The 22170-nt window shown below is 65.2% G+C and carries 20 protein-coding genes; 10 read left to right on the top strand and 10 right to left on the bottom strand.

Annotated elements, in window-relative coordinates; translation table 11 throughout:
- Positions 1-99: 99 nt before the first annotated feature.
- The 7 genes from PMI42_RS31920 to PMI42_RS31950 are packed head-to-tail and all read right to left on the bottom strand — an operon-like array spanning position 100 to position 8737.
- A complete protein-coding gene (locus PMI42_RS31920; RefSeq protein ID WP_035967222.1) occupies positions 100-1227 on the bottom strand; it encodes a M24 family metallopeptidase in 1128 nt (375 codons plus the stop codon).
- 38 nt (positions 1228-1265) lie between these two features.
- Complete coding sequence (locus PMI42_RS31925; RefSeq protein ID WP_008142651.1) at positions 1266-2480, bottom strand: M20 family metallopeptidase; 1215 nt, start codon at positions 2478-2480, stop codon at positions 1266-1268.
- Between the two features lie 17 nt (positions 2481-2497).
- A complete protein-coding gene (gene nikE / locus PMI42_RS31930) occupies positions 2498-4072 on the bottom strand; it encodes a nickel ABC transporter ATP-binding protein NikE (RefSeq protein WP_008142652.1) in 1575 nt (524 codons plus the stop codon).
- Entirely contained in the window at positions 4069-4899 is an 831-nt protein-coding gene (locus PMI42_RS31935) for an ABC transporter permease (protein WP_008142653.1), read from the bottom strand. Before PMI42_RS31935 ends, nikE begins: the two co-directional genes overlap by 4 nt.
- Complete coding sequence (locus tag PMI42_RS31940; RefSeq protein ID WP_008142656.1) at positions 4892-5839, bottom strand: ABC transporter permease; 948 nt, start codon at positions 5837-5839, stop codon at positions 4892-4894. Before PMI42_RS31940 ends, PMI42_RS31935 begins: the two co-directional genes overlap by 8 nt.
- Before the next feature lie 15 nt (positions 5840-5854).
- The gene (locus tag PMI42_RS31945; protein WP_008142662.1) at positions 5855-7402 is read right to left on the bottom strand and encodes an ABC transporter substrate-binding protein; all 1548 of its coding nucleotides are present in this window, start codon (positions 7400-7402) and stop codon (positions 5855-5857) included.
- Between the two features lie 18 nt (positions 7403-7420).
- The gene (locus PMI42_RS31950; protein WP_008142664.1) at positions 7421-8737 is read right to left on the bottom strand and encodes a M20 family metallopeptidase; all 1317 of its coding nucleotides are present in this window, start codon (positions 8735-8737) and stop codon (positions 7421-7423) included.
- 77 nt (positions 8738-8814) lie between these two features.
- On the opposite strand from PMI42_RS31950, the gene PMI42_RS31955 reads away from it, so the two are divergent.
- On the top strand, positions 8815-9576 hold the full coding sequence (locus PMI42_RS31955) for a GntR family transcriptional regulator (protein WP_008142667.1): 762 nt from the start codon (positions 8815-8817) through the stop codon (positions 9574-9576).
- Between the two features lie 37 nt (positions 9577-9613).
- On the opposite strand, the gene PMI42_RS31960 is transcribed toward PMI42_RS31955, so the two are convergent.
- A complete protein-coding gene (locus PMI42_RS31960; protein ID WP_035967228.1) occupies positions 9614-10378 on the bottom strand; it encodes an IclR family transcriptional regulator in 765 nt (254 codons plus the stop codon).
- 203 nt (positions 10379-10581) lie between these two features.
- On the opposite strand from PMI42_RS31960, the gene PMI42_RS31965 reads away from it, so the two are divergent.
- The 6 genes from PMI42_RS31965 (at position 10582) to PMI42_RS31990 (ending at position 16524) form a co-directional block, all read left to right on the top strand.
- On the top strand, positions 10582-11412 hold the full coding sequence (locus PMI42_RS31965; RefSeq protein WP_008142671.1) for a transporter substrate-binding domain-containing protein: 831 nt from the start codon (positions 10582-10584) through the stop codon (positions 11410-11412).
- A 17-nt stretch (positions 11413-11429) separates the two neighbouring features.
- Positions 11430-12146 carry an amino acid ABC transporter permease gene (locus PMI42_RS31970; protein WP_008142673.1) on the top strand — a complete coding sequence of 239 codons (717 nt, stop codon included), beginning with the start codon at positions 11430-11432 and terminating at the stop codon, positions 12144-12146.
- Positions 12143-12961 (top strand): amino acid ABC transporter permease, encoded by an 819-nt coding sequence (locus tag PMI42_RS31975; RefSeq protein ID WP_008142675.1) that lies wholly within the window; start codon positions 12143-12145, stop codon positions 12959-12961. Before PMI42_RS31970 ends, PMI42_RS31975 begins: the two co-directional genes overlap by 4 nt.
- Entirely contained in the window at positions 12958-13704 is a 747-nt protein-coding gene (locus tag PMI42_RS31980) for an amino acid ABC transporter ATP-binding protein (protein WP_008142677.1), read from the top strand. Before PMI42_RS31975 ends, PMI42_RS31980 begins: the two co-directional genes overlap by 4 nt.
- 129 nt (positions 13705-13833) lie before the next feature.
- Positions 13834-15150, top strand: a complete 1317-nt coding sequence (locus PMI42_RS31985) for an NAD(P)/FAD-dependent oxidoreductase (protein WP_008142680.1) — start codon at positions 13834-13836, stop codon at positions 15148-15150.
- A gap of 57 nt (positions 15151-15207) precedes the next feature.
- On the top strand, positions 15208-16524 hold the full coding sequence (locus PMI42_RS31990; protein ID WP_008142682.1) for an NAD(P)/FAD-dependent oxidoreductase: 1317 nt from the start codon (positions 15208-15210) through the stop codon (positions 16522-16524).
- A gap of 63 nt (positions 16525-16587) precedes the next feature.
- Here the strand turns inward: PMI42_RS31990 and amaB are convergent, their stop codons facing one another.
- Positions 16588-18144 (bottom strand): L-piperidine-6-carboxylate dehydrogenase, encoded by a 1557-nt coding sequence (gene amaB / locus PMI42_RS31995; protein WP_008142684.1) that lies wholly within the window; start codon positions 18142-18144, stop codon positions 16588-16590.
- A gap of 231 nt (positions 18145-18375) precedes the next feature.
- Entirely contained in the window at positions 18376-19308 is a 933-nt protein-coding gene (locus tag PMI42_RS32000) for a LysR family transcriptional regulator (RefSeq protein WP_202802813.1), read from the bottom strand.
- Positions 19309-19489: 181 nt separating this feature from the next.
- On the opposite strand from PMI42_RS32000, the gene PMI42_RS32005 reads away from it, so the two are divergent.
- The 3 genes from PMI42_RS32005 to PMI42_RS32015 all read left to right on the top strand — a co-directional run.
- Complete coding sequence (locus tag PMI42_RS32005; protein WP_008142687.1) at positions 19490-20773, top strand: NAD(P)/FAD-dependent oxidoreductase; 1284 nt, start codon at positions 19490-19492, stop codon at positions 20771-20773.
- A gap of 151 nt (positions 20774-20924) precedes the next feature.
- The gene (locus PMI42_RS32010; RefSeq protein ID WP_008142690.1) at positions 20925-21686 is read left to right on the top strand and encodes an ABC transporter ATP-binding protein; all 762 of its coding nucleotides are present in this window, start codon (positions 20925-20927) and stop codon (positions 21684-21686) included.
- On the top strand, positions 21679-22170 hold a 492-nt coding region (locus tag PMI42_RS32015), incomplete at its 3' end, for an ABC transporter ATP-binding protein (RefSeq protein ID WP_008142693.1). The genes PMI42_RS32010 and PMI42_RS32015, both read left to right, overlap by 8 nt.

A 22170-nucleotide genomic window follows, 5' to 3' on the forward strand; every position in this document is an offset into this window, starting at 1 on the left:
GGTTCGGATTCAGGCCATCGATCGTGAGTCCCGGTTGGCGTGCGGCAGCGCTCTGCTTCCAGCATTGCGGGAAGCGCCGGTCTCCGGGGCTTGCGTCGCTCAGACCTGAAACACTTGTCGCGGCGAGCGCGTCAGGCACTCATGCCCGGTCGCGGTGACGAGCACCGTCTCGCTGATCGCGATGCCGTCGGCGGAGACATACATGTGGAACACCATGCCTTCCTCCAGCGTCCAATCGGCCGTGGGCAGGAAGATGCGCGAGAAGTCGCTGGTGCGCGGGCTATGGAGTGGATAGCAGCCGAGCGCGTAGCCGGTGATGTTGGGGTAGTCGCGCCGCAGGCCGCCCGCGAGCATGGCATCTCGCGCCAGTGCGTCGATTTGGGCGGCGCTCGCGCCCGGCTTCATCGCTTCGAACTGCCGGTCCTGGATTTCGATCAGGCGCCGGGCAAGTTGCGACCGCGCCGGATCGATCTCGCCGATCACGGCCGAGCGCATCAGGCGGGCGCTGTAGCCGTCGATATAGGGCAGTAGCTCCATATGCAGGACGTCGCCCCTGGCGAGCGGCTCACATGTCAGGCCGCCATGCAAAAAGGCATTGCCGACACCCGCGGTAATGATCCCGGCGCGTGCGGCGTCGGCGCCTTCCTGCATGAAGACCTGATAGACCGCTGCCGCCGCGTTGCGGGCCGATCGACCTTCGCCGGAGGCTTTCAAGGCGGCATCGATGCCGAGGTCGCCGATTGCGGCGGCGCGCCGGAGCACCGCGACTTCCCTTGCGCTCTTCCTGGCGCGAAGCAGGGCCATCACGCCGGAGAAATCGACAAAATCCGCGTCGGGCAATTGCGCTGACAGATGCTTGAAGCGAGACAGCGGCATGCAATAGGAGTCTTCGTCGAGCCCGACACGGCCCTCCGCACAGCTGAGACTCCGGATGGTGTTGGCGAGCACCTGGACCGGATCTTCCCAATCGGCAAAGGCGACGGAGCGAGACAGCCACGAGCTCTCGGCGAACGGGCCGAGATCGACGGCGCGAAGGATCATGATCGGATCGCCATCGCGCGGCAGCAGGCAGGCCCGGTACATGTTCTCCGAGATCAGGAATCCGGTGACGTACGCGAGAAACTCGCTCTGGTCGATGATCAGGACATCGAGATCGCGAGCCGCCATCTGCTCGCGCACGCATTTCACGCGCGCGTCATACTCGTCGATCGGAAACAACATCGCCATTCCGCCTTCCCGGGATCAGATGCGCGCTTGCGCGCCCGCTAGCCGCAGATCTCCATAATGGCCAGCATGTAGACGCGGATCATGTCGACGAAGTCGACGATATCGACACGCTCGTCGGGCATGGTGTTGTAGCGCCCGCCGGGTCCGCAGACGATGCCTTCCATCCCGCCGAAATAGTGCAGATGACCGGCATCGGTGCCGTAGAAGCAGCTCGGCGCAACGGGGCCCGTCGGCTGGTCCTCTCCACGCACCGTGCGATAGGCGCGGTTGACGGCCGCGACGATCGGGCTGGTGCGCGCCACTTCGAACGGCGGCATGGTCGGAACACCGGAGCGATCCTCCGACATGATCTCGGCCTTGAGGCCCGGAAACCGTGCTTCGAGCGCGTCGAGTTCGCGGCGCATGTCGGCCAGCGCGCCGGCCTCGGTCTGCCCTGGCGCATAGCGGCCCGAGCCCTTGATCCGCACGAAATCCGCGACCTGGGGCGTGCGCCATTCATGCAGCTCGCGTCCGAGCGCACCGTGGATCACGCCGACATGGACACGATTGATTCCCTCGTGCTCCGACGAAAGGGCACCTGAATATTTCATCGCGTTGAGGCGCGGGATGAGGTCGCACGCCGCCGTGATCGCGTCCACCGCCTCTTCGCGCTTGGACAGATGGCGGGTATTTCCGGTAAGCTCGATGATGAACATGAACGCCGCGGCATGCATGGTCATCGCTTTCAGATCGGTCGGCTCCGAATTGATGAAGTAGTCGGCGCGAAGCCCTTGCTCGACCAGCGAATAGGTGCCGACCCCGCCTTGCAGCTCGCCGACGACGTAGGTGAGGATGACATCACCGCGGAGTTTGACGCCGGCGTCGATCAATGTCTTGACCGCGCAGAAATACGCGGCATCGCCGGCCTTCATGTTGGAGACGCCGATGCCGTAGATGAAGTCGTCGTCGACCTTGCCTGCCCAGGGATCGATGGTCCAGCCCTCGGTCACCGGGTTGGTGTCCAGATGGCCGTTGAACATCAGGCTCTTGCCGCCGCCCGCCCCCTTCCAACGACCGACGGCGTTGACCCGGCCCTCCTTGCCGAACGGCGAGAGCTCGGTGTCGAGCCCGATCTCGCGCATGCGGCCGGCCATAAAAGAGGCAAGCTGCTTCTCGCCCTCCGTCCTGGAGTAGCTCTTCTGCTGCACCATGCGTGACAGCAGGTCGAGCGCGGCCAGCACATCGATCCGGGCGAGAAGTGCGTTGTGATCCATGGGGAAATTCCTTGTCGTCAGCCGACCGGTATGGGGGAGGCGGCCATCAGTTCGCTCGTGTAGGGATGAACGTGATCTGCGTCGAAATCCTCGACCTGCAACAAATCGACCATCTCGCCCCGGCGCATCACGGCGATGCGATGGGCGATCTGACGGATGAGGTTGAGATCGTGGGTGATGAAGAGGAAGGCCGTTCCGGTTGCGGCACGCAGCGCCAACAGCAGTTCGATGATCTGGGCCTGCACGGACACGTCCAGCGGCGCGGTGATCTCGTCGCAGATCACGAGCTTTGGCCGTGCGGCAAAGGCCCGTGCAATGGCGACGCGCTGCTTCTCACCGCCCGACAGCTGGTGCGGCCAGCGACCGGCATGGGACGCCGGCAGGCGAACCTGCTCGAGAAGGCGGGGAATCTCGGCGGCGCTGCCGCCATAGAGCTTCAGGGGACGCGACAGGATTTCACCGACCTTCTGGCGCGGATTGAGCGAGGAATCCGGATGCTGGAAGATGATCTGCACGTCGCGGCGATAGGCCGCGTTCATGTCGTGCGCGCCGGCGATCTCGCGATTGTCAAAGCGGATCTTCCCTGAGAAGCGCGCAAGACCAGTGAGCGCGCGTGCCATGGAGGATTTCCCGGACCCGGATTCGCCGACGAGGCCGAGGATCTCACCAGCCCGTACATGGAGGCCGATGCGTTTCGTCGCGGGCGGCGGGGCATGGCCGAACAGACTGGCGCGGCCGTAATGAACTTCGATGTCCGAAGCCGCAAGAAGAACCTCGTCACCGGACTTGTCGTGAACGAGGCGCCGTTCCGGCCGCGGCACCGCCTGCACGAGGGCCTGCGTATCGGCATGGCGCGGCGCGCGGAAAATATCGGCCGCCGGGGCCTGCTCCACCAGACGGCCGTGTTTCAGGACCGCGACCCGGTCGGCGACCCGCGTCACCAGCGCGAGGTCGTGGGAAATATAGAGCGCGGCAACGCCGGTTTCTTCGCGCAAGCGCGCAAACAGATCGAGGATGCGTGCGCCGGTGATGACGTCGAGCGCCGTGGTCGGCTCGTCGAACAGGATGACCTCGGGCCTGCAGCCGAATGCGGTGGCGATGACGACACGCTGCTTCTCGCCGCCGGAGATCTCGTGCGGATAGCGCCGCATGATCGCGGCGGGGTCGCGCAACTCGACGTGGCCGAGCAGATCGACGGCGAGCGCATTCGCATCGCGCTGGCTGAGGCCGCGGTGCTGGATCAGCGTCTCCGTCACCTGCCGGCCGATGGTGAGCGTCGGGTTGAGCGCAGTCGACGGATCCTGGAACACCATGCCGAGCCGGCGTCCCCGGACTTTCGTCAGCTCGCGCGGGCTCAGGCGCCGAAGGTCGGTGTCGCCGAGATGCAGCCAGCCCGAGATTTCGCGGGCATTGTCGGGCAAATGGCGCACCAGTGCCCAGGCCAGCGAACTCTTGCCGGAGCCGGATTCTCCGACCAGGCCCAGCACCTCGCCCGGCCTGACCTCCAGCGAAATGTCGTGCAGCACGCGCACCGGTCCACCGGCCGTCGCGTAGTCGAGCGCGTAGTTCTTGATGGCAAGCGCCGGGATCACCGCTCGTCCTTCGGATTGAGAGCGTCGCGAAGGCCGTCGCCCAGGAGGTTGAAGGCAATGGCGGTGAGGGCGATCGCAGCCGACGGCGCGATCAGCCCCCATGGCGCCTGATACATGTATTGCCTGGCATCCGCGACCATGAGCCCCCATTCGGACGCCGGCGGCTGCGCGCCGACGCCGAGGAAGCTGAGCGTTGCGAACAGCATGACGGCAAAGGACACGCGGATGGTGGATTCGATCACGATCGGCGCCATCACATTGGGCAGCATCTCGCGGAAGATGATCCACGCCGCGCCCTCGCCACGCGCGATGGCCGCCTTGACGTAATCCTGGTTGCGGATGTTGAGTGCGACCGAGCGGGTGATGCGCGCCATGCCGGGCGCAAAGGCGACCGCGATGGCGACGACAGCGTTGCCGGCGCCGTTGCCGAGCGTCGAGACCAGGAGCAGGGCCATCAGCAGGCCCGGGATCGCCATCACGGCATCGTTGGTGCGCATGATGGCCTCGTCGATCCGGCCGCCGAGATAGGCCGAGCCGACGCCGATGATCGCGCCGGCGGCGCTGCCGGCCAGGGTCGCGACGAGTGCCATCGGCACGGTCGAGCGCGCGCCGACCATGAGGCGGCTCAGGATGTCCCGGCCGAATTGATCGGCGCCGAGCCAGTTCTGCCAGCCGGGTGCGCGAAACCGGCCGAGAAAGTCGATCTTCTCCGGCGCATAGGGTGCGAGCGCCGGCCCGAACAGGCAGGCAAAGGCGATGAGCGCCAGGAGCACGACGCCGACGAGACCCTGCGGCCTTCGGATCAGGCGGATCAACAGCTCAGTCATAGCGGATCCGCCGGTCGAGGAGGGCATAGGCCATGTCGGCGAGCGTGTTTGTCACCGCATAGGTCGCCGCCATGATCAATGCGCCTGCCTGGATCGATGGCAGGTCGCGCGTGGTGATCGCGACCATCAGTGCGCGGCCGATGCCGGGTATGGCAAAGATCTCCTCGATCACGATGATGCCGCCGAGCAAATAGCCGACGTCCAATGCGATGATCGTCACCACCGGCAACATCGCGTTGCGCAGCGCGTGGCGAAACAGCACGGTGCGCTCGGGCAGGCCCTTGAGGCGCGCGGCGCGGATGTAGTCCGATTTCAGCACGTCGAGCGTTTCGGAGCGCATCATGCGCATCACGTGGGCGATGAGGATCACCGAGATGGTCAGGACCGGCAGGGCCAGATGACGGATGCCGTCGCCGAAATCCTCCAGCAGCGAGACGTAGCCGGTGGCCGGCAGCCAATGCAGCGTGTCGGCGAGCAGAAGCGCCAGCAGCGTCGCGGTGACGAATTCCGGAAGTGAGATCCCGAGATAGGCGATGAGACTGACAGCTGTGTCGGTGAGCCTGCCTTGCCGCAGTGCCGCCACCACGCCGAGTGGCACGGCGACGACCAGTGTGACGAGGATGGACGCTGCCGCGAGCAGCAGCGAACGTGACAGCGCCGTCAGCATATCCGGGCCGACGGGCTGGCTCGTTCGCATCGAGATGCCGAAATCGCCGCTGAAGACGTGGCCGGCCCAGCGCAGATATTGCTGCCAGGCCGGATCGCCGAGTCCGAGCCTTGCCCTGAGCGCGGCCAGCATGTCCGGCGTCGCGTTCTCGCCGAGCAGCGACTGGGCCGCGTCGGCCGGCAGGATCTGCGTGATGGCGAACACCAGCATCGAGACCACGATGACGGTGTAGGCCATCAGCAGCAGACGGCGCGCAAGCCAGGCAAGTGACACCCGATCTCTCCGGCGTCAGGCGCGCTTCGGCGCGCCGGTGCCGAGCGAGACCATGTCGAGGCGGAACACCGAGCCGCGCGGATGCAGCATGTAGCCTTCGACATAGGCGCGCTGGGCGGCCAGAAGATCGAAGAACGCGGAGATCACCGTGGGGACCTCGCTGTTCATCAGCTCCTGCGCCTTGGCATAGAGCGCGGTGCGCTTGGCCTCGTCGGTCTCGACGCGGGCCGCATTGATGACGGTGTCGAACGCGCTGTTGTTCCAGCGTGTCTCGTTCCAGGTTGCGTTGGACGTGTAGAGCAGGTTAAAGATCGCGTCAGCCGTCGGCTGCATGTTGTAGAAGCCGACGTAGAAATTGCCCTTCTTCCAGACCTGGTCGAGATAGGTCGCGTGCGGCATCGTCTGCACGTTGATGCGGAAGCCGGCCGCGGCGGCCATTTCGCGAACTGCGACGCCGAGCTGGGTTCGGGTGGCCGGCCTGTCGGAGGCGATCAGCGTCAGGTCGATACCGCCCGGATAACCCGCCTCGGCCAGGAGCTGCTTTGCCTTGGCGATATCGGGCTTCTTCTGCGCGATATTCTTGTAGAAGTGATAGGCGGAGTTCAGCGGGGTGTCGTTGCCCGGGGTGCCGTAGCCGCCGGCGATGAAACCGACGGTGGCCTCGCGGTCGACTGCCAAGGCGAGGGCCTGGCGGACCCTGATGTCGTTGAACGGCTTCTGGTCGCATCCGAGATTGATGTTGAGGAATTGGCCGGAAGGCGTGCGCAGCGCCTTGACGCCGCCGGCCTTCACGAGCCGCTCATACTCGCCGGGCGTCGTCGTCAGGAGCAGGTCGATCTCGCCCGATATCATCGCCGAGGCTTCTGCGGTGCGATCGGGATAGACGAGCAGTTCGACGCGGTCGAGGTAAGGCCGCGCCGGGTCGTAATAGGCGGCGTTGCGCTCGACGACGATCTTCCGGTCGGGTTCATAGGACACCAGCTTGAACGGCCCGGTGCCGTTCGCCTTCGTCGACAGGCTGGCGAGATCGGAGGCGACGATTTTCGCCGGCACGATACGCGCGTTGAGATAGGTGAGGGCCACCGGCAGGTCGGCATAGGCGCCGGAGAGCGTGAACTTGACGGTCAGGGGATCGATAGCCGCGACCTCCTTGATCGGACCGACATTGGTGCGGCCGGGGGAGGCGGTCTTCGGATCGAGGATGGCGTTGATGCTGGCGACGACGTCTTCCGACGTCAGCGGCGAGCCGTCGTGGAACGTCACGCCCGGGCGCAGCTTGAAGATCCACTCCGTGCGCGTCTCGTTCGGCTCCCAGGAGATCGCGAGGTCCGGTTCGACCGTCATGTCCGGCTTCAGCCGGGTCAGGTTGGAGTAGAGCAGTTCGGTGACGAGATATTCCGGATTGACGCGCGCCAGCAGCGGATGGATCACCGATGCCGCCTGGTCGATCGACATCCGCAGCACGCCGCCGCGCTTGGGAGCATCGGCGACGGCGAGCCTGGGGAGGGTGACGAGGCTCATGGCAGTCCCGGCAAGAAAGAGACGGCGGGTGACGGACAGCATAAGGGCATGCTCCTTGAGTTAGCCGAGCGCGTTTGCTTCGGGCGAAAGGTCGGGACGGAATTCGGCGGACAGATAGGCGAGGACCGATTTCGCCAGCGCGACGATGTCGGCGCGCGTGGTGAATTCGCCGGGCGCGTGAATGCGGCTGTCCGGCCGGCCGAGGCCGCTCAGCAGGATCTCCTGCATTCCGGTCTGCTGCACCCAGCCGAAATCAGAACAGCTCGTTGCACCCCATTTGGCGAAATCGTCCGGTGCGTATCCGAACCCGGCCGACAGTGCCTCCTGCCAGCGCGGCCAGTGCGGGCCGGTCGGATCGGACGTCGGCATCAGATGGCCGGTGAGAACCATTTCGACGTCGGCCCCGGGGGCCGCCGCAAGGACGGCGTTCTCGATTTCGGCACGCGCGGCCTGAAAGTCCTCTTCCGGCGCGTAGCGCCGACAGACGAGAATTTCGAAGCGCGATGGAATCTGGCCGCCGCATTGGCCGCCATGGGCTGCGGAAATATCGAGCTGGGCTGCGAGCGGGTGGGTTGCATGCGGCGGCGCAGGCAGGGCGGACGTCCGCGCGGCGATGGCCGGCTTCAATGCCGCGAGCGCATTGAGGATCGGCAGTGCGGCCTCGATGGCGTTGGCGCTGGAGCCCGCGGTCCTGGCTTCGCTGGCGTGAACCGTTCTGCCGTGGATGGTTATCCGGAGCGTGAAGAGGCCAAAGCAGCCGGCCCAGATGCGCGGTGCCGCGGCACCATTGAAGTTGAGAATGTGGCCTTCGAGCAAGCCTTGCTCCGCCAGATAGCGCACGCCGGGATAGAGTCCGCCTTCTTCGTCGGTGCAAAGCAGCAGCATCGGGTCATAGCCGAGCGGAAGCCCGATCGTGTCGGCGACGCGCAGCGCGAGCAGCACGGCGGCGATGGTGCCCTTCATGTCGGCCGCGCCGAGGCCGATCAGGCGGTCGCCGTCGCGCGTCAACTGGAACGGATCGGTGGTCCAGCCGGGCGCAGCCGGCACGGTATCGACATGGAAATACAGCCCGAGCACCGGCTTGTCCGAGCGGCGGCGCGCGATGAGATTGGTTCTGCGCCCTTGTGCCGGACCGCCTGCCACGCGCCACAAATGTTCGGGGACATCGACGCGTTGGCAGTCGAGGCCGAGCGCTGCGACAGCGCTCTCCATCAGTCCGGCAAATGCCTCGTATCCCGCGCCGGGCGGGAACGTCGTGTCGATTGCCACCATCCGCGCAAGATCGTCGACCGCACGTTCGGCCGTGCGCTCGATCTCGGCGAAAGCGTCGGTCAGCGTCGGGCTGGCCTGTGCTGGGCCCGGAGGTGGAGAAACCATTTGCGGCGGCTCATTTCTATATTCTATAAAGAAATAGACGAAGCCGATTGCTGTCAATTCCAAAGAATGAGGCAGGCGTGACCGGTAAACAGGCAAAAGCAGCGGCGAGCGGCCTATCGAGTCTGCCGGTGCCGTTGTACGAGCACGTCAAGCGGCAGATCGCCGAGGCGATCCTGGTGGGCGAATTGTCCCCGGGCACGGTGCTTCCCGGTGAGGTCGCGCTTGCCGCACGATATGGCGTTGCGGTCGGCACCATCCGCCGCGCGCTCGCCGACCTGACGGCCGACGGCATGCTGGTGCGCCGGCGCAAGACCGGGACGGTCGTGACCGGTCGCGCACCGCAACACAGTCTGCGCTTCTTCTTCCAGTATTTCCGCCTTCACGGCGAAGACGGCAGTCTCAAGCGTTCCGTGCCCGAAGTCTTGTCCGTGGAGCTGCGGCCGGCGGATGCAGGGGAGGCCGTGCTCTTCACGGAAGCCGTTGGTGAACCGCTGCTCTGTCTGCATCGCATCCGGCGTGTCGGCCGCGTGCCGGTGATGCATTCGCGCATCCGGCTGGTTGCGCGCCGCGTGCCTGATTTCCCGCGCAAGGCGGCGGGCGTGCCTGCGCTGCTTTATCTCCACCTGCTCGACGCCTACGGCATTCGCATTGCCGCGATCCGCGAGAAGCTCCTGGCCGAGCTGGCCGACAAGGAGGATCGGCGTCTGCTTGGGCTGGCGTCGCCCAACGCCGTTCTGGTGATCCGCGAGGAGGCGTACGATCAAGCCGGCGCGCTTGCGCTGCTGAGCGAGCACCGCGCCACCACGGCGCATCATCACTACGTGAACGAAATCCGCTGATCCGTGTCGGGCCGTCGCCCTGCGCCCCTGATCCTTGCTACTGACCGACGATGGCGTCGATTTCCTCTTTCAGCAGCGCGCCGTACCGTTCGAAGACGCCTGGCGTCAGCTTGGCGCAGAGCAGTGTGAAGCTGAGCGCCGCGCCCGGCTTTTCGCCCGGCTTCATGATCGGCAATCCGACTCCGGCAATGCCGGGAATGAGCTCGCCCATATCCACCGCGTAGCCGCGGCGGCGGGTGTCGGCGATCAGCTGTCGAACCTTGTCCTCGGTGAGGTTGCGATAGGACGCGTAGCGCCCGAGATTGGCGCGGATGATGTAGTCCTGCTCGTCCTCGTCCAGGAATGCGAGCATTGCGATCGAGCCAGGGCCGACGCCGAGGGGGACGAAGCCGCCGATCGATCCCGTCAGCGTCGGCACGATGCATTCGCCGTCGCGCCGGTCGAGACAGACGGAATCGTGGTTGAAGCGGGCCATCAGATGGGTGGTGTCGCCGGTGCGGCGCCTGAGCCGCGACAGCGCGATCTCGCAGCGGCTGATGATGCCGGGGCCGCGCGCCGCGCGGACGCCGTAGATCGCCATGCGTGCCCCCAGCCTGTAGCGCCGTTTCTTGTCGTCGCGGGCAAGCAGCTTGTGACCGACCAGCGTGTTGAGGATGCGGTGACAGGTGGCGGTGTTGAGCCCGGATCGGGCCGCCAGGTCCTTGAGCGACAGGCCCTCGACGCCGCCATCGGCGACGAGATCCAGCAGGATGACGGTCCGGTCGAGCAGCTGGGCTCCGCCGGACGGCGGTTGGGCGGTCACCGGCACAAAATCTCACATTATGAAAAAAGAGGTCTCGGCAACTTGTACAATGAGAAAGATGCGTCTCCAATGATGAAAATTAGGTCGCTCGAGAGGGATGCATAGTTTTTGAGCGGTCTGATTTCTGCATTCGCAAAGGCTGATGGCCGACGCGGCGCCGTGGCAACGGCGCTGGAAGGCCGTGATTTATCCAGAGGAACAGGATGACAGGCTTCAAAACGATGATGGGCGTTTCCGCTGTTGCGCTCGCTGCCTTCCTTGCTGGCAGCGCCGCCGTGGCGGGCACGCTTGAGAACGTCAAGGCGCGCGGCAAGCTCGTCGTCGGCGTGAAGAATGATTACGTGCCCTATGGCTATCTGAACGACAAGGGCGACGTCGTCGGCTTCGAGGTCTCGCTTGCGAAGTACGTTGCCAAGGAGCTGCTCGGCTCCGAGGACAAGATCGAGCTCGTGCCCGTCGTCGCTTCCAACCGCATCGAGTTCCTGACCGCCGGCCGCATCGACGTGATCTTTGCCACGCTCGGCGTCACGGCCGACCGCGCCAAGGTCATCGACTTCACGACCGAATACGTTTCGGCTGCCGGCCCGTCCGTGCTGGCGGCCAAGGAAGCGACGATCTCCAAGTGGGACGAGCTGAAGGGCAAGTCGGTTTGCGGCATCCAGGGCTCCTACTACAACAAGAAGATGACCGAGGAATTCGGCATCAATCTCGTGGCCTTCAAGACCCAGCCGGAAGCCTATCGCGCGTTGAAGGACAATCGTTGCATCGGCTTCGTCTTCGACGACATGACGCTTCAGCAGAAGCTCAAGGAGCCCGATTGGGCGAGCTACAAGATCGCGGTGGCACCGTATGAATTCCAGCCGATGGCGGGTGGTCTTCGCAAGGGAGACACCGAATTCCACGAAGCCGTCGACAAGGCCATCGGCAAGGCCGAGGCCGAAGGCAAGCTGATCGCGTGGGAGACCGAGTTCGGCATGCCGCACTCCGACTACATCGCCGCGCGGGCGAAGGCTGCTTCTGCCAGGAAGAACTGACGCACACGGAGCGGCCTTTGTTCGGTCTCGACTATTCCTGGCTCGCGGATCCTGCGTACCAGCAATGGCTGCTGACCGGTGTCGTCAACACGCTGAAGCTGGCGGCGCTTTCATCGAGTGCCGCCATCCTCATCGGCATGCTCGGGGCTCTCGGGCTCACGCTGCGGATTTTCTGGATCGATGCCCTGATCGAGTTGTTCGTGGAGGTGTTCCGCAACACGCCGCCGCTGTTGCAGATGCTGTTTGCCTATTTCACCCTCTCGAGCCTCGGCCTCAGGGTGACCGATCCGTCGACGGGGCTGTCGGTCCCGCTTCTCAGTGCCTTTGCCTGTGCCGCGATTTCGCTCAGCCTCTTCGGCGGCGCGCTGGCGATCGAGGCCTTCCGATCCGGCATCGAAACCATGCCGCGGGCGATCGTCGATGCGGCACGGTCGCTGGGCTACGGCCGATGGGCCCGCTTCTGGCGCATCGAGGCGCCGATCGCCGCCCGCATCTGCCTGCCGGGACTGACGAACATCCTGACCAACCTCTTCAAGACGACGTCGCAGGCATCCGTCATCACCGTGCCGGAACTGATGTACTACGCCGGGCAGATCTACAACGACACCTTCCGCACGCTGGAGGTCATGATTCTGGTCCTCCTCATCTACGTGGTGCTGGTGTCCATCCTCACATTTGCAATGGCGAGGCTCGAGGCCCTCATGGCCTTCCCGGGTTACGGGAGGGGGCATTGATCGCGGGCTCCATGCTCTCCTATGAGGGAAAGAAGCGCGCCGTTCTGCTGCTGATCGCCCTTGGCGTGGCGGTCTGGATCGCGGTCGATGCGGCGGCGGGCGGCTCGGCGCACTGGAGCCGCGTGCTGGCGCGGTTGCCTCTGCTGCTCACCGGCTCGGCGTCCGGATGGCCGATCAATGGCGGCTTCGTCCTGAACATCATGCTCTCGCTCGCCTCCATGGCACTGGCGACGGCGCTCGGGACGATCATGGGTCTTGCGACGCTCGCCAGGTTCGGACCGATCCGCGTCCCGGCCTTTCTGCTGATGAATTTCCTGCGCAATTCACCCTGGCTCGTTCTGCTGTTTGCGACGCTCTATTTCTTGCCGTTCGAGATGCACGTCTTCGGCACCGTCATTCCGTTCCCGCCATTCGTGAAGGCCGTGATCGGGCTTGCGCTGCCGACGGCGGCGAATTTCTCCGAGGTGATCCGGGGCGCCGTTCAGTCCATTCACAGCGGTCAGTGGGAGGCGGCACGTTCGCTCGGTTATGGTACCGGCCAGATCTATCGCCATGTGATCATGCCACAGGCGCTGCGGCGCATGATCCCGGGCTGGATGAATCTCTACGCGCTGCTGATGATCGCGACTGCGCTCGCCACGGTGACCGGAATTCAGGACGTGCTGACGATTCTGAACACGTTGCTGGCCATGGAGAACGAACGGGTGATCGTCTATTTCTATTTGACCATCCTCTTCCTGTTCATCGCCTATTGCTATCCGATCGCCGCCATCGCGCGTCGGTGGGAGCGCGCCGTGAAGGGAGAAAGCCTGTGAACCGCGTCGACGCGCTGATCGAGCTCGATAACGTTCGCAAGTCCTTCGGTGACGTCCCCGTCCTCAAGGGCATCTCGATGTTCGTGCAGAAGGGCGAGGCAGTCTGCATCATCGGCCCCTCCGGGTCGGGCAAGTCCACCGTTCTGCGCTGTATCAACGGCCTCATTCCCGTGGACGACGGCTTCGTCCGGGTCGGCGCGCACCGTGTGCATGAAATGAGGTCGGAAAAGCAGATGCGGGCGCTGCGCCATCAGGTGGCGATGGTGTTCCAGCAGTACAATCTTTTCCCGCATCGCACGGCACTGGAAAACATCATGATGGCACCGATCCAGGTCCTCGGGCACGATCGCGCCGAAGTCGAGGAGCGCGCTCGCAAGCTGCTGAAGAAGGTGCGGCTCTCGGAGAAGGCGGACAGCTATCCGGGGCAGCTTTCCGGCGGCCAGCAGCAGCGCGTGGCCATCGCCCGCGCCCTCGCGATGCAGCCGGACGTGATCCTGTTCGACGAGGTGACGGCTGCGCTCGATCCCGAAACGGTGAAGGACGTGCTCTTCGCGATCCGCGAGCTGGTGGAGGAGGGCCTCACCTGCATTCTCGTGACCCACGAGATGAAGTTCGCCCGCGAAGTCTCGCAACGCGTTTGTTTCACCGATCGTGGCCTGATCGTGGAGAGCGCGCCTCCTGCGGAACTCTTTGACAATCCGCAAGACCCGCGCACTCGCGAATTCCTCGGTCAGGTTCTCTGACCGCATCGCCGGGCCGGGCGAATGCCGTCCGGACCGGAGCAGACGACTCGTCGGGATTGGGCACGCTGCGCGGTGCCGCCATCCCACGTGCAATGAAAATGAAAGGTGAGCCGGAAGGCCCAATACATCATGCCTCGTTTTGACGACATCTACGCCAAGGACTTCAAGGAAACGCCTTACTGGTGGGAGGCTGCGGAACCGGAGACCGATCTCGATCCGCTGCCGGAGCGGGCCGACGTCGTGGTCATCGGCTCGGGCTATGCCGGCCTGAATGCGGCGACCCATCTGGCGCGCGCCGGGCGCTCCGTCGTCGTCATCGACGGCGACCGGATCGGGGAGGGCGCCTCGACGCGTTCGGGCGGGATGGTGTCGAGTGGCCAGAAGCTGGTCGTCAGTGGTGCGATCAAGGGGATCGATCCTTCGCTCTTCTCGCGCCTAATCGGCGAGAGCAACGAGAGCTTCGATTATCTGAAGATGCTGGTCGAGACGGAGAAGCTGGATGCGGGGCTTGCGCTCAGCGGCCGCTTCTTCGGCGCTCACGCCGCGGGCGATTACGAAACCCTGAAGCGGCATGGCGCGCTGCTGGCGGAGAAGACCGGCGTGACCGTGCATTTCCTCGATCGCGCGCATCAGCGGTCCGCGATCGGTTCGGACTACTATCACGGCGGCATGGTGATCGACGAATATGGCGGTCTGCATCCGGGCAAGTATCACAAGGCTCTGCGCGACCGGGCGCGCGCCGCCGGCGTCATGCTGCGCTCGCATGCGCGCGCAGCCCTCGTGCAGGATGGTGCGAAAGGAGAGAAGCTCGTGCCGACCGCTCGAGGCACCATTCGGGCCGCCCACGTCGTCGCAACCACGAACGGTTACACCGCCGCCGATGCGACACCGGGCCTCGCTAGCCGTATTGTGCCGGTCAAGAGCTATCAGATTGCCACCGCGCCGCTGCCGGCCGATCTGCTGTCCGAGCTCATTCCGCAGGCCCGCATGGTGTCCGACACGCGCCGTGACTTGATCTACGCCAGGCCGTCGCCCGACGGGACCCGGCTGCTGTTCGGTTCACGCCCGGGCGTCTTCGACATGCCCGACAGGCTGGCCGCAAAGCGGCTCTACGCGCGCATGCTGGCCATCTGGCCGCAGCTCGCGGGCGTGAAGATCACTCACGCCTGGAGCGGGCGAGTCGCCATGACCGTCGACAAGATCGCCCATCTCGGAGTTCGCGACGGCACGGATTTCGCGGCTGGTTGCAACGGCAACGGTGTCGCGCTGATGACCTTTCTCGGCTACCAGACGGCACGCAAGATTCTCGGCGAGCAGAACATGCCATCGGCCTTCGATCGCGAGACATTCACGGCCGTGCCGTTCTATTCGGGCAAGCCCTGGTTCGTGCCGCTCTTTGCCGGCTGGTATCGCCTGCGCGATTTCCTCGACCGTCCGGGACGCTGATCCCGCCCAGCGGCCGGCCCGGCTCGCCATCTGCGCACCTGTTTCAAGGAGGACAATGTGTCCAGGATTATTCCCGACCTCGTCGTCGCGCCGCAGGAGCTGCCTGCGCGTGTGGACGTCGTTGTCATCGGCGGCGGCATCATCGGGGTATCGACCGCGCTGTCGCTGGTCGAACGCGGCGTCTCAGTTGCCCTGTGCGAGAAGGGACTTATTGGCGCGGAGCAGTCGTCGCGAAACTGGGGTTGGGTGCGTCAAATGGGGCGCGATCCGGCCGAGTTGCCGCTCGCAATCGAAAGTCTCCGGATCTGGCGTGGCATGAACGAGCGGGTCGGTGGCGAAACCGGCTTTCGGCAGACCGGCATCGCCTATCTCTGCGACACGGATGCCGACGTCGCGATGTATGACGAGTGGTTGAAACACGCCAGGTCTTTCGATCTCGACTCCCGCCTGGTCAGGGGCGAGTCGCTGACGACGCTCATGCCGGGTATGGCGAAACCGTTCCGTGCCGCGCTGCATACGCCGAGCGACGCCAGGGCGGAGCCGTTTATTGCCGTCCCTGCGATCGCGCGCGGTGCGGCCGCCAAGGGCGCGCATATCCTCACCAACTGCGCGGTGCGTTCGATCGAGCGATCGGCGGGCAGAGTGAGCGGGTGTGTCACCGAGCGCGGCGAGATCCGCTGTTCGTCCGTGGTTCTGGCGGGTGGGGCCTGGTCGCGCCTCTTCGCCGGCAACATGGGCATCGATCTTCCGGTCCTGAAGATCCTCGGCAGCGTCGCTCGCGTTTCGCCCGTCGACGGCGTTCCGGATTTTCCCGTTGGTGCAGGCAACTTCGCTTTCCGCCGCCGCCTGGATGGCGGGTTCACCGTCGCCCAGCGCAACGCCAACGTCGCCCCGATCACGCCGGACAGTTTCCGTTTGCTGTGCGACTATACGCCGACGCTCATCAAGAGCTGGAACGAGCTGACGCTTCGCATCGGCGGTCAGTTCGTTCGCGAGCTGAAAATGGCCCGCTCCTGGAAGAGCGACGAGGTTACGCCTTTCGAGCAGGTCCGCATTCTCGATCCCGATCCGTCGCTGCGGTTCGTCCATGGCGGCCTCACCCATCTGGGCGAAGCTTTTCCGGCGTTCCGCAACGCCAGGATCGCGCAAATGTGGGCGGGCCTGATGGATGTCACGCCGGATGCCGTTCCCGTCATCGCGCCGTTCGGCTCCGTTCCAGGCTTCTATCTGGCGACCGGCTTCTCGGGCCACGGTTTCGGTATCGGCCCTGGCGCCGGCGCCCTGATGGCCGATCTCGTGACCGGTTCGGCGCCTCGCGTCGACCCCGCACCGTTCAGGATCGAGCGTTTCAAGCGGCTGAAGAAGGCCGCCTGATTTTCCGATGCCCACGCCCGACATGATGAAGCTGGCGTTTGCGTCGCGAGGATTCGCCGCCGCTTAGTCCACGTCGAACTTGACGCCCTGGGCGAGCGGCAGCGTGCGGCCAAAATTGATGGTGTTGGTGGCGCGGCGCATATAGGCCTTCCACGCGTCCGATCCGGATTCGCGCCCGCCGCCGGTTTCCTTCTCGCCGCCGAATGCGCCGCCGATCTCGGCGCCCGAAGGACCGATGTTCACGTTGGCGATGCCGCAATCGGAGCCTCGCGCCGACAGGAAGGCTTCGGCCTCGCGCAGATCGTTGGTGAAGATCGACGACGACAGGCCTTGCGGAACGGCATTGTGCAATTCCATCACGGCATCGAAATCGCGGTACTTGATGACATACAGGATCGGCGCAAAGGTTTCGCGCGCGACCGAGCCGGTCTGTCCGCCGATCTCGACCAGCGCAGGGCGGACGTAGAAGGCCGCTTCTGCGCCCGCAACGGTGACGCGATCGCCGCCGACAATGGCTGCACCTGCGGCCTTGGCTTCGCCGAGCGCGCGCTGCATCGCCTCGTAGGCAAGGCCGTCGATGAGGGGGCCGACCAGGTTGCTGGCGAGGGGATTGCCGACCGAAACGGACGCATAGACCTTCTTGAGCCGCGGCACCAGGCTGTCATAGACGCTCTCGTGAACGAACAGGCGGCGCAGGGTGGTGCAACGCTGGCCGGCCGTGCCCATGGCCGCGAACGCAACGCCGCGCAGCGTCAGGTCGAGATCGGCCGTCGGAGTGACGATCGCGGCATTGTTGCCGCCGAGTTCCAGAATGGCGCGGGCAAAGCGCTGGGCGAGCTTCGGCGCGACGGCGCGTCCCATCGCGGTCGAGCCCGTCGCCGAGACCAGGGGCACTTTGGTGTTGTTGACGAGGGCCTCGCCGATCTCGCGCCCTCCGATCAGCACGGCGGACAAGCCGTCGGGCGCTGTGCCGCCGTCGGACTTGAAGCGCTTCAACGCGCGCCCGAGCAGCGCGTCCGTCGCCAGCGCAGTGAGAGGAGTCTTCTCCGAAGGCTTCCAGACGATGCTGTTGCCGCAGACCAGTGCCAGGGCGGCATTCCAGGCCCAGACCGCGACCGGGAAATTGAACGCCGAGATGATTCCGGTGACGCCGAGCGGATGCCAGGTTTCCGCCATGCGGTGCTCGTGTCGTTCGGTGGCGATCGTCAAGCCGTAGAGCTGGCGGGAGAGGCCCACGGCGTAGTCGCAAATGTCGATCATCTCCTGGACTTCGCCGAGGCCTTCCGACTCGATCTTGCCGGCCTCGATCGATACCAGCCGGCCGAGCGCGCGCTTGTTGGTGCGAAGCTCTTCGCCAAGGAGCCGAACGAGTTCGCCGCGCTTGGGGGCGGGGACAAGGCGCCATTGCAGGAATGCCGCGTGAGCCTTGTCGATGACCGAGGTCGCGCCGGCGGCATCGATTTCCCTGACATGGGTCGTGGTCTCGCCGGTGATCGGGGTTTTTGCCGCCAGCGTGCCATTGCCGTAGCTGCCGGGGTCGACACTGAGTTCAACCAGCAGCGCGTCGACCTCGGCCTTGAGCGAGAGGGCGCCGGTCTGACTGGATGAGGTGGCGGACATGAGAGGCTCTTTCCGGGGGCTGGCGTTGATTCAAGGAGGGACTGTCTGACGGGCCACGGCGTCGTCGTCGGATTCGCTCAACGGCGGCCCATCCCACCTCATAAAGAGGACAATGAGCAGGCGTTTTCAAACGATAGAAGCTCAACAAGTCATTCCAAGGGCGAATGATAGGGGCCTGACCGCAGGTGGAGCGATGGGCCGGCGCACCCGCCTCTGTCAGGGCAGAGGCCATCAGCGGTCCGGCGCCGTTTCCAGCAGAAGCCATTCCCGGAAGGCAACAAGTGGTGGATGGTATGCACGATCGGTCGGCCAGGCCAGATAGTAGGCCTCGGCGCTTTTCATCGGCAGGTCGAGGGCGTGCACCAGCTTGCCGGTGCTCAGCTCCTCCTCGATCAGGAATTCGGGAAGCAGCGCGATACCGAGCCCGGAAATCGCTGCCTGCGATGCTGTGGCGAACTGATCCAGCAGCATGCCATGGACCGCATGGGCGTCGACGCCGTGCTGCGTCAGCCATTGCTCCCAGGCGTCCGGGCGTGTCGTCAAGTGCAGCAAAGGGGCCTTGCGGAGATCGCTTGCTTGCTTGAAGCCGTATTGGCGCCGCAACTCGAAGCTGCAGGCCGGGATCACAGTCTCCGATCGCAGCAGTGCCAGTTCGCCTCCCTGCCATTCCGGGCGCCCGAAATGGATCGCGGCATCGACGGGCTCCAGCCTGAAGTCGAAGCTCGACAGCCGCGTGACCAGGTTGATGGTGATGCCGGGATTGCCGGCGAGAAATTTGGGCAGCCGCGGCGCCAGCCAGCGTGTGCCGAAGGTTGGCAGGATTGCGAGGGTCAGCGTGCCGCCGAACGGGTTGGCGCGCAGATTGAGCGAGGCGGTGCTGATCTTGCGCAACGCATCGCGGATCTCGCGGGCATAGGCGTCGCCGCCCACCGTCAGGCGGATGGTCTGCCGCTCGCGATGGAACAGCTCGACCTCGAGCTGTTCCTCCAGCGCCTTGACCTGGCGGCTCACCGCGCTCTGCGTCAGCGACAGCTCCCGGGCTGCGGCCGTGATGCTCCCGGTCCGCGCCGCCGCTTCAAAGGCGGTCAGCAGGGGCAGTGAGGGTAGGAAGCGGCGGGGGCTTTGCACGTCATTCTCCAGCCGAATGAGGTCTTGACCAAACATGACTTGGCCCGGCGCAACTGGCAACGCTAGATTACCGCCCGGACCCGCAGTCCGGGACTTCGTCACGACTTCGGCACCCCTGCAACAGTCGGCATCTCACTTGCCGAATTGGAATGAACCAGTCAACGCGCCTCGGACAACGCGACCCTGCGGGCGGAAACAGACGAGGACGTCGGAGCCGATGCTAGACAACGCCAGATCCCACGGTCTTTGGGAGTTGACCGCGCCACCGGCGCCGGAAACGAGCGGACTGAACGGGGCGATCAGGGTCGATACGGTCATCGTCGGCGGCGGATATACCGGTCTCTCCGCAGCGCTCCATCTCGCCGAGGCGGGCGCCAATGTCGCGTTGCTGGAGGCGGTGGAGATCGGCTTTGGCGGGGCCGGCCGCAATGTCGGCCTGGTCAATGCCGGCATGTGGGTCATGCCGGACGTCCTTGGCGACGTGCTCGGTGGTGATTACGGCGAGCGCCTGCTCGAATTGCTGGGCGACGCCCCGCGCCTGGTGTTCGACCTGATCGCGCGCCACCGCATCGAATGCGAGGTGGAGCGCGCCGGCACGCTCCATTGCGCCGTCGGGCTCAAGGGGTTGAGGGAGCTGGAGCAGCGCGTGGCGCAGTGGAGTCGTCGCGGCGCGCCGGTGGAGTTGCTCGACGCTGCCGACACCGCCGCGAAAATTGGCTCGTCGGCCTATACGGGATCGTTGTGGGATCGGCGCGCGGGCACGATCCAGCCGCTGGCCTACGCGCGGGGCCTTGCCTGCGCCGCCCTCAACGCCGGCGCGAAGATATTCACCCGCAGCGCGGTGACCTCGGCCGAGCGGATCGACGGAAAGTGGAAGCTGCACACGGCGGGCGGCCACGTCATCGCCGATCGGGTCATCGTCGCGACCGATGCCTATGCGACGGGGCCCTGGTCCGAGGTCAGGACGGAACAGATCCATCTTCCCTACTTCAACTTTGCCACCCAGCCGCTGTCCGACAACGTTCGCGCATCCATTCTTCCCGAGCGGCAGGGCGCCTGGGACACCAACGACGTGTTGAGCTCGTTTCGCTTCGATCGCGCCGGCCGCCTCGTGTTCGGAAGCTGCGGCGCGCTTCGCGGAACGGGTGTTGCGGTTCATCGATCCTGGGCACGACGGGCGCTCAAGAAGCTGTTTCCGCAGATCGGCGACGTCAGGTTCGAAGCGGAATGGTACGGCCTGATCGGCATGACCGACGATCATCTGCCGCGCTTCCACAAGCTCGCCGAAAACGTGTTCGGCTTCAGCGGCTACAACGGGCGCGGCATTGCGCCCGGCACGACCTTCGGACGGCTGCTCGCCCTCTACGCGCTCGGGCAACTCGACGAGAAAGACCTGCCGCTTCCGGCATCGCCCCCGATCAAGCCCAGCTTCCGCAGCGCGCGGACGGCGCTGTACGAGGTCGGCTCGCAGCTCGTCCATCTGATCGAGGCGCGGCGGTAGATTGCCTCGCGCGCGCCGCATTCAGAATTGCGACAAAATGATCCAATCGGAAATAAGTTGACGATAGGAAACTTTTGCTCAAGGATGGACCCGCGGTCTGGTCCAAACGCGTTTCGCCCATCTGTGATCCAGACGTCAGCAGGGCAAAGCCATGACGGACGGCGCCGTTTACGCTCTGGAGACCCGCGGCCTGAGCCGCGAGTTCGGCGGCTTCTTCGCCGTCAAGGGCGTCGACTTCCGCCTTGTCCGCAACAGCATGCACGCCGTGATCGGCCCGAACGGGGCCGGCAAGACCACCCTGTTCAACCTTCTGACGAAATTCCTTCCGCCGTCGGCCGGCACGATCCTGCATGATGGCGAAGACGTCACCCGCCTCGGCATGTCGGCGATGGCCAAGCGCAGCGTGGTGCGATCCTTCCAGATCTCCGCGGTGTTCGCCGGACTGACCGTGCGCGAGAACATCGAGCTGGCGCTGCTGCGCGCGCATGGCCTTGCCTGGAATCTGCTCGGCCGGATTTCGCGTCATCGTGGCGTGCTGGAGCGCACCGATGCGTTGCTCGAGCGCTTCGGCCTGTCCGACTGTGCCGGGACGATGGCGGGCAGTCTGTCCTATGGCCGCAAGCGCGTGCTCGAACTGGCGACGACGCTCGCGCTGGAGCCCGGCGTGCTGCTGCTCGACGAGCCGATGGCGGGGCTCGGTCATGAAGATATCGGACGGGTGACGCAGTTGATCCGCGAAGCCGGCAAGGGCCGCACGGTGCTGCTGGTCGAGCACAACATGAGTGTGGTCGCAGAGCTCGCCGACACCATCACCGTGATGGTGCGCGGCGAGGTGCTGGCGCAAGGAAGCTATGCCGACGTGTCCTCGCGCGCCGACGTGATGGCTGCCTATACGGGGCAGGCGCATGAGTGAGAGTCTCGCGGTCGGCAATCTCCGGGCCTGGTACGGCGAGTCCAAAGTCCTGCACGGGATGGATTTCAGCATCCGCGCCGGCGAGGTGGTGACGTTGCTCGGTCGCAACGGTGCCGGAAAAACCACGACGCTGAAGGCGATCATGGGGCTGCTGGACAGGCGTTCGGGCTCGATCGCACTCGATGGCCACGAACTCATCGGTGCTGCTCCCTACGACATCGCGCGCAAGGGCATCGCCTTCTGTCCGGAGGAGCGCGGCATCTTCGCGAGCCTGAGCGTGCGCGAAAACCTGCTGCTGCCGCCGAAGGTCGCCGCCGGCGGCATGACGGTCGCGCAGATCCTCACGCTGTTTCCGAACCTGAAGGAGCGTCTCGACAGCCAGGGCACCAAGCTGTCCGGCGGCGAGCAGCAAATGCTGGCGCTCGGGCGCATTCTGCACACCGGCGCGCGCATCCTGCTGCTCGACGAGCCGACCGAGGGGCTC

Origin of the sequence: Bradyrhizobium sp. YR681 (assembly GCF_000282615.1) — a bacterium.
Lineage (GTDB): Bacteria > Pseudomonadota > Alphaproteobacteria > Rhizobiales > Xanthobacteraceae > Bradyrhizobium.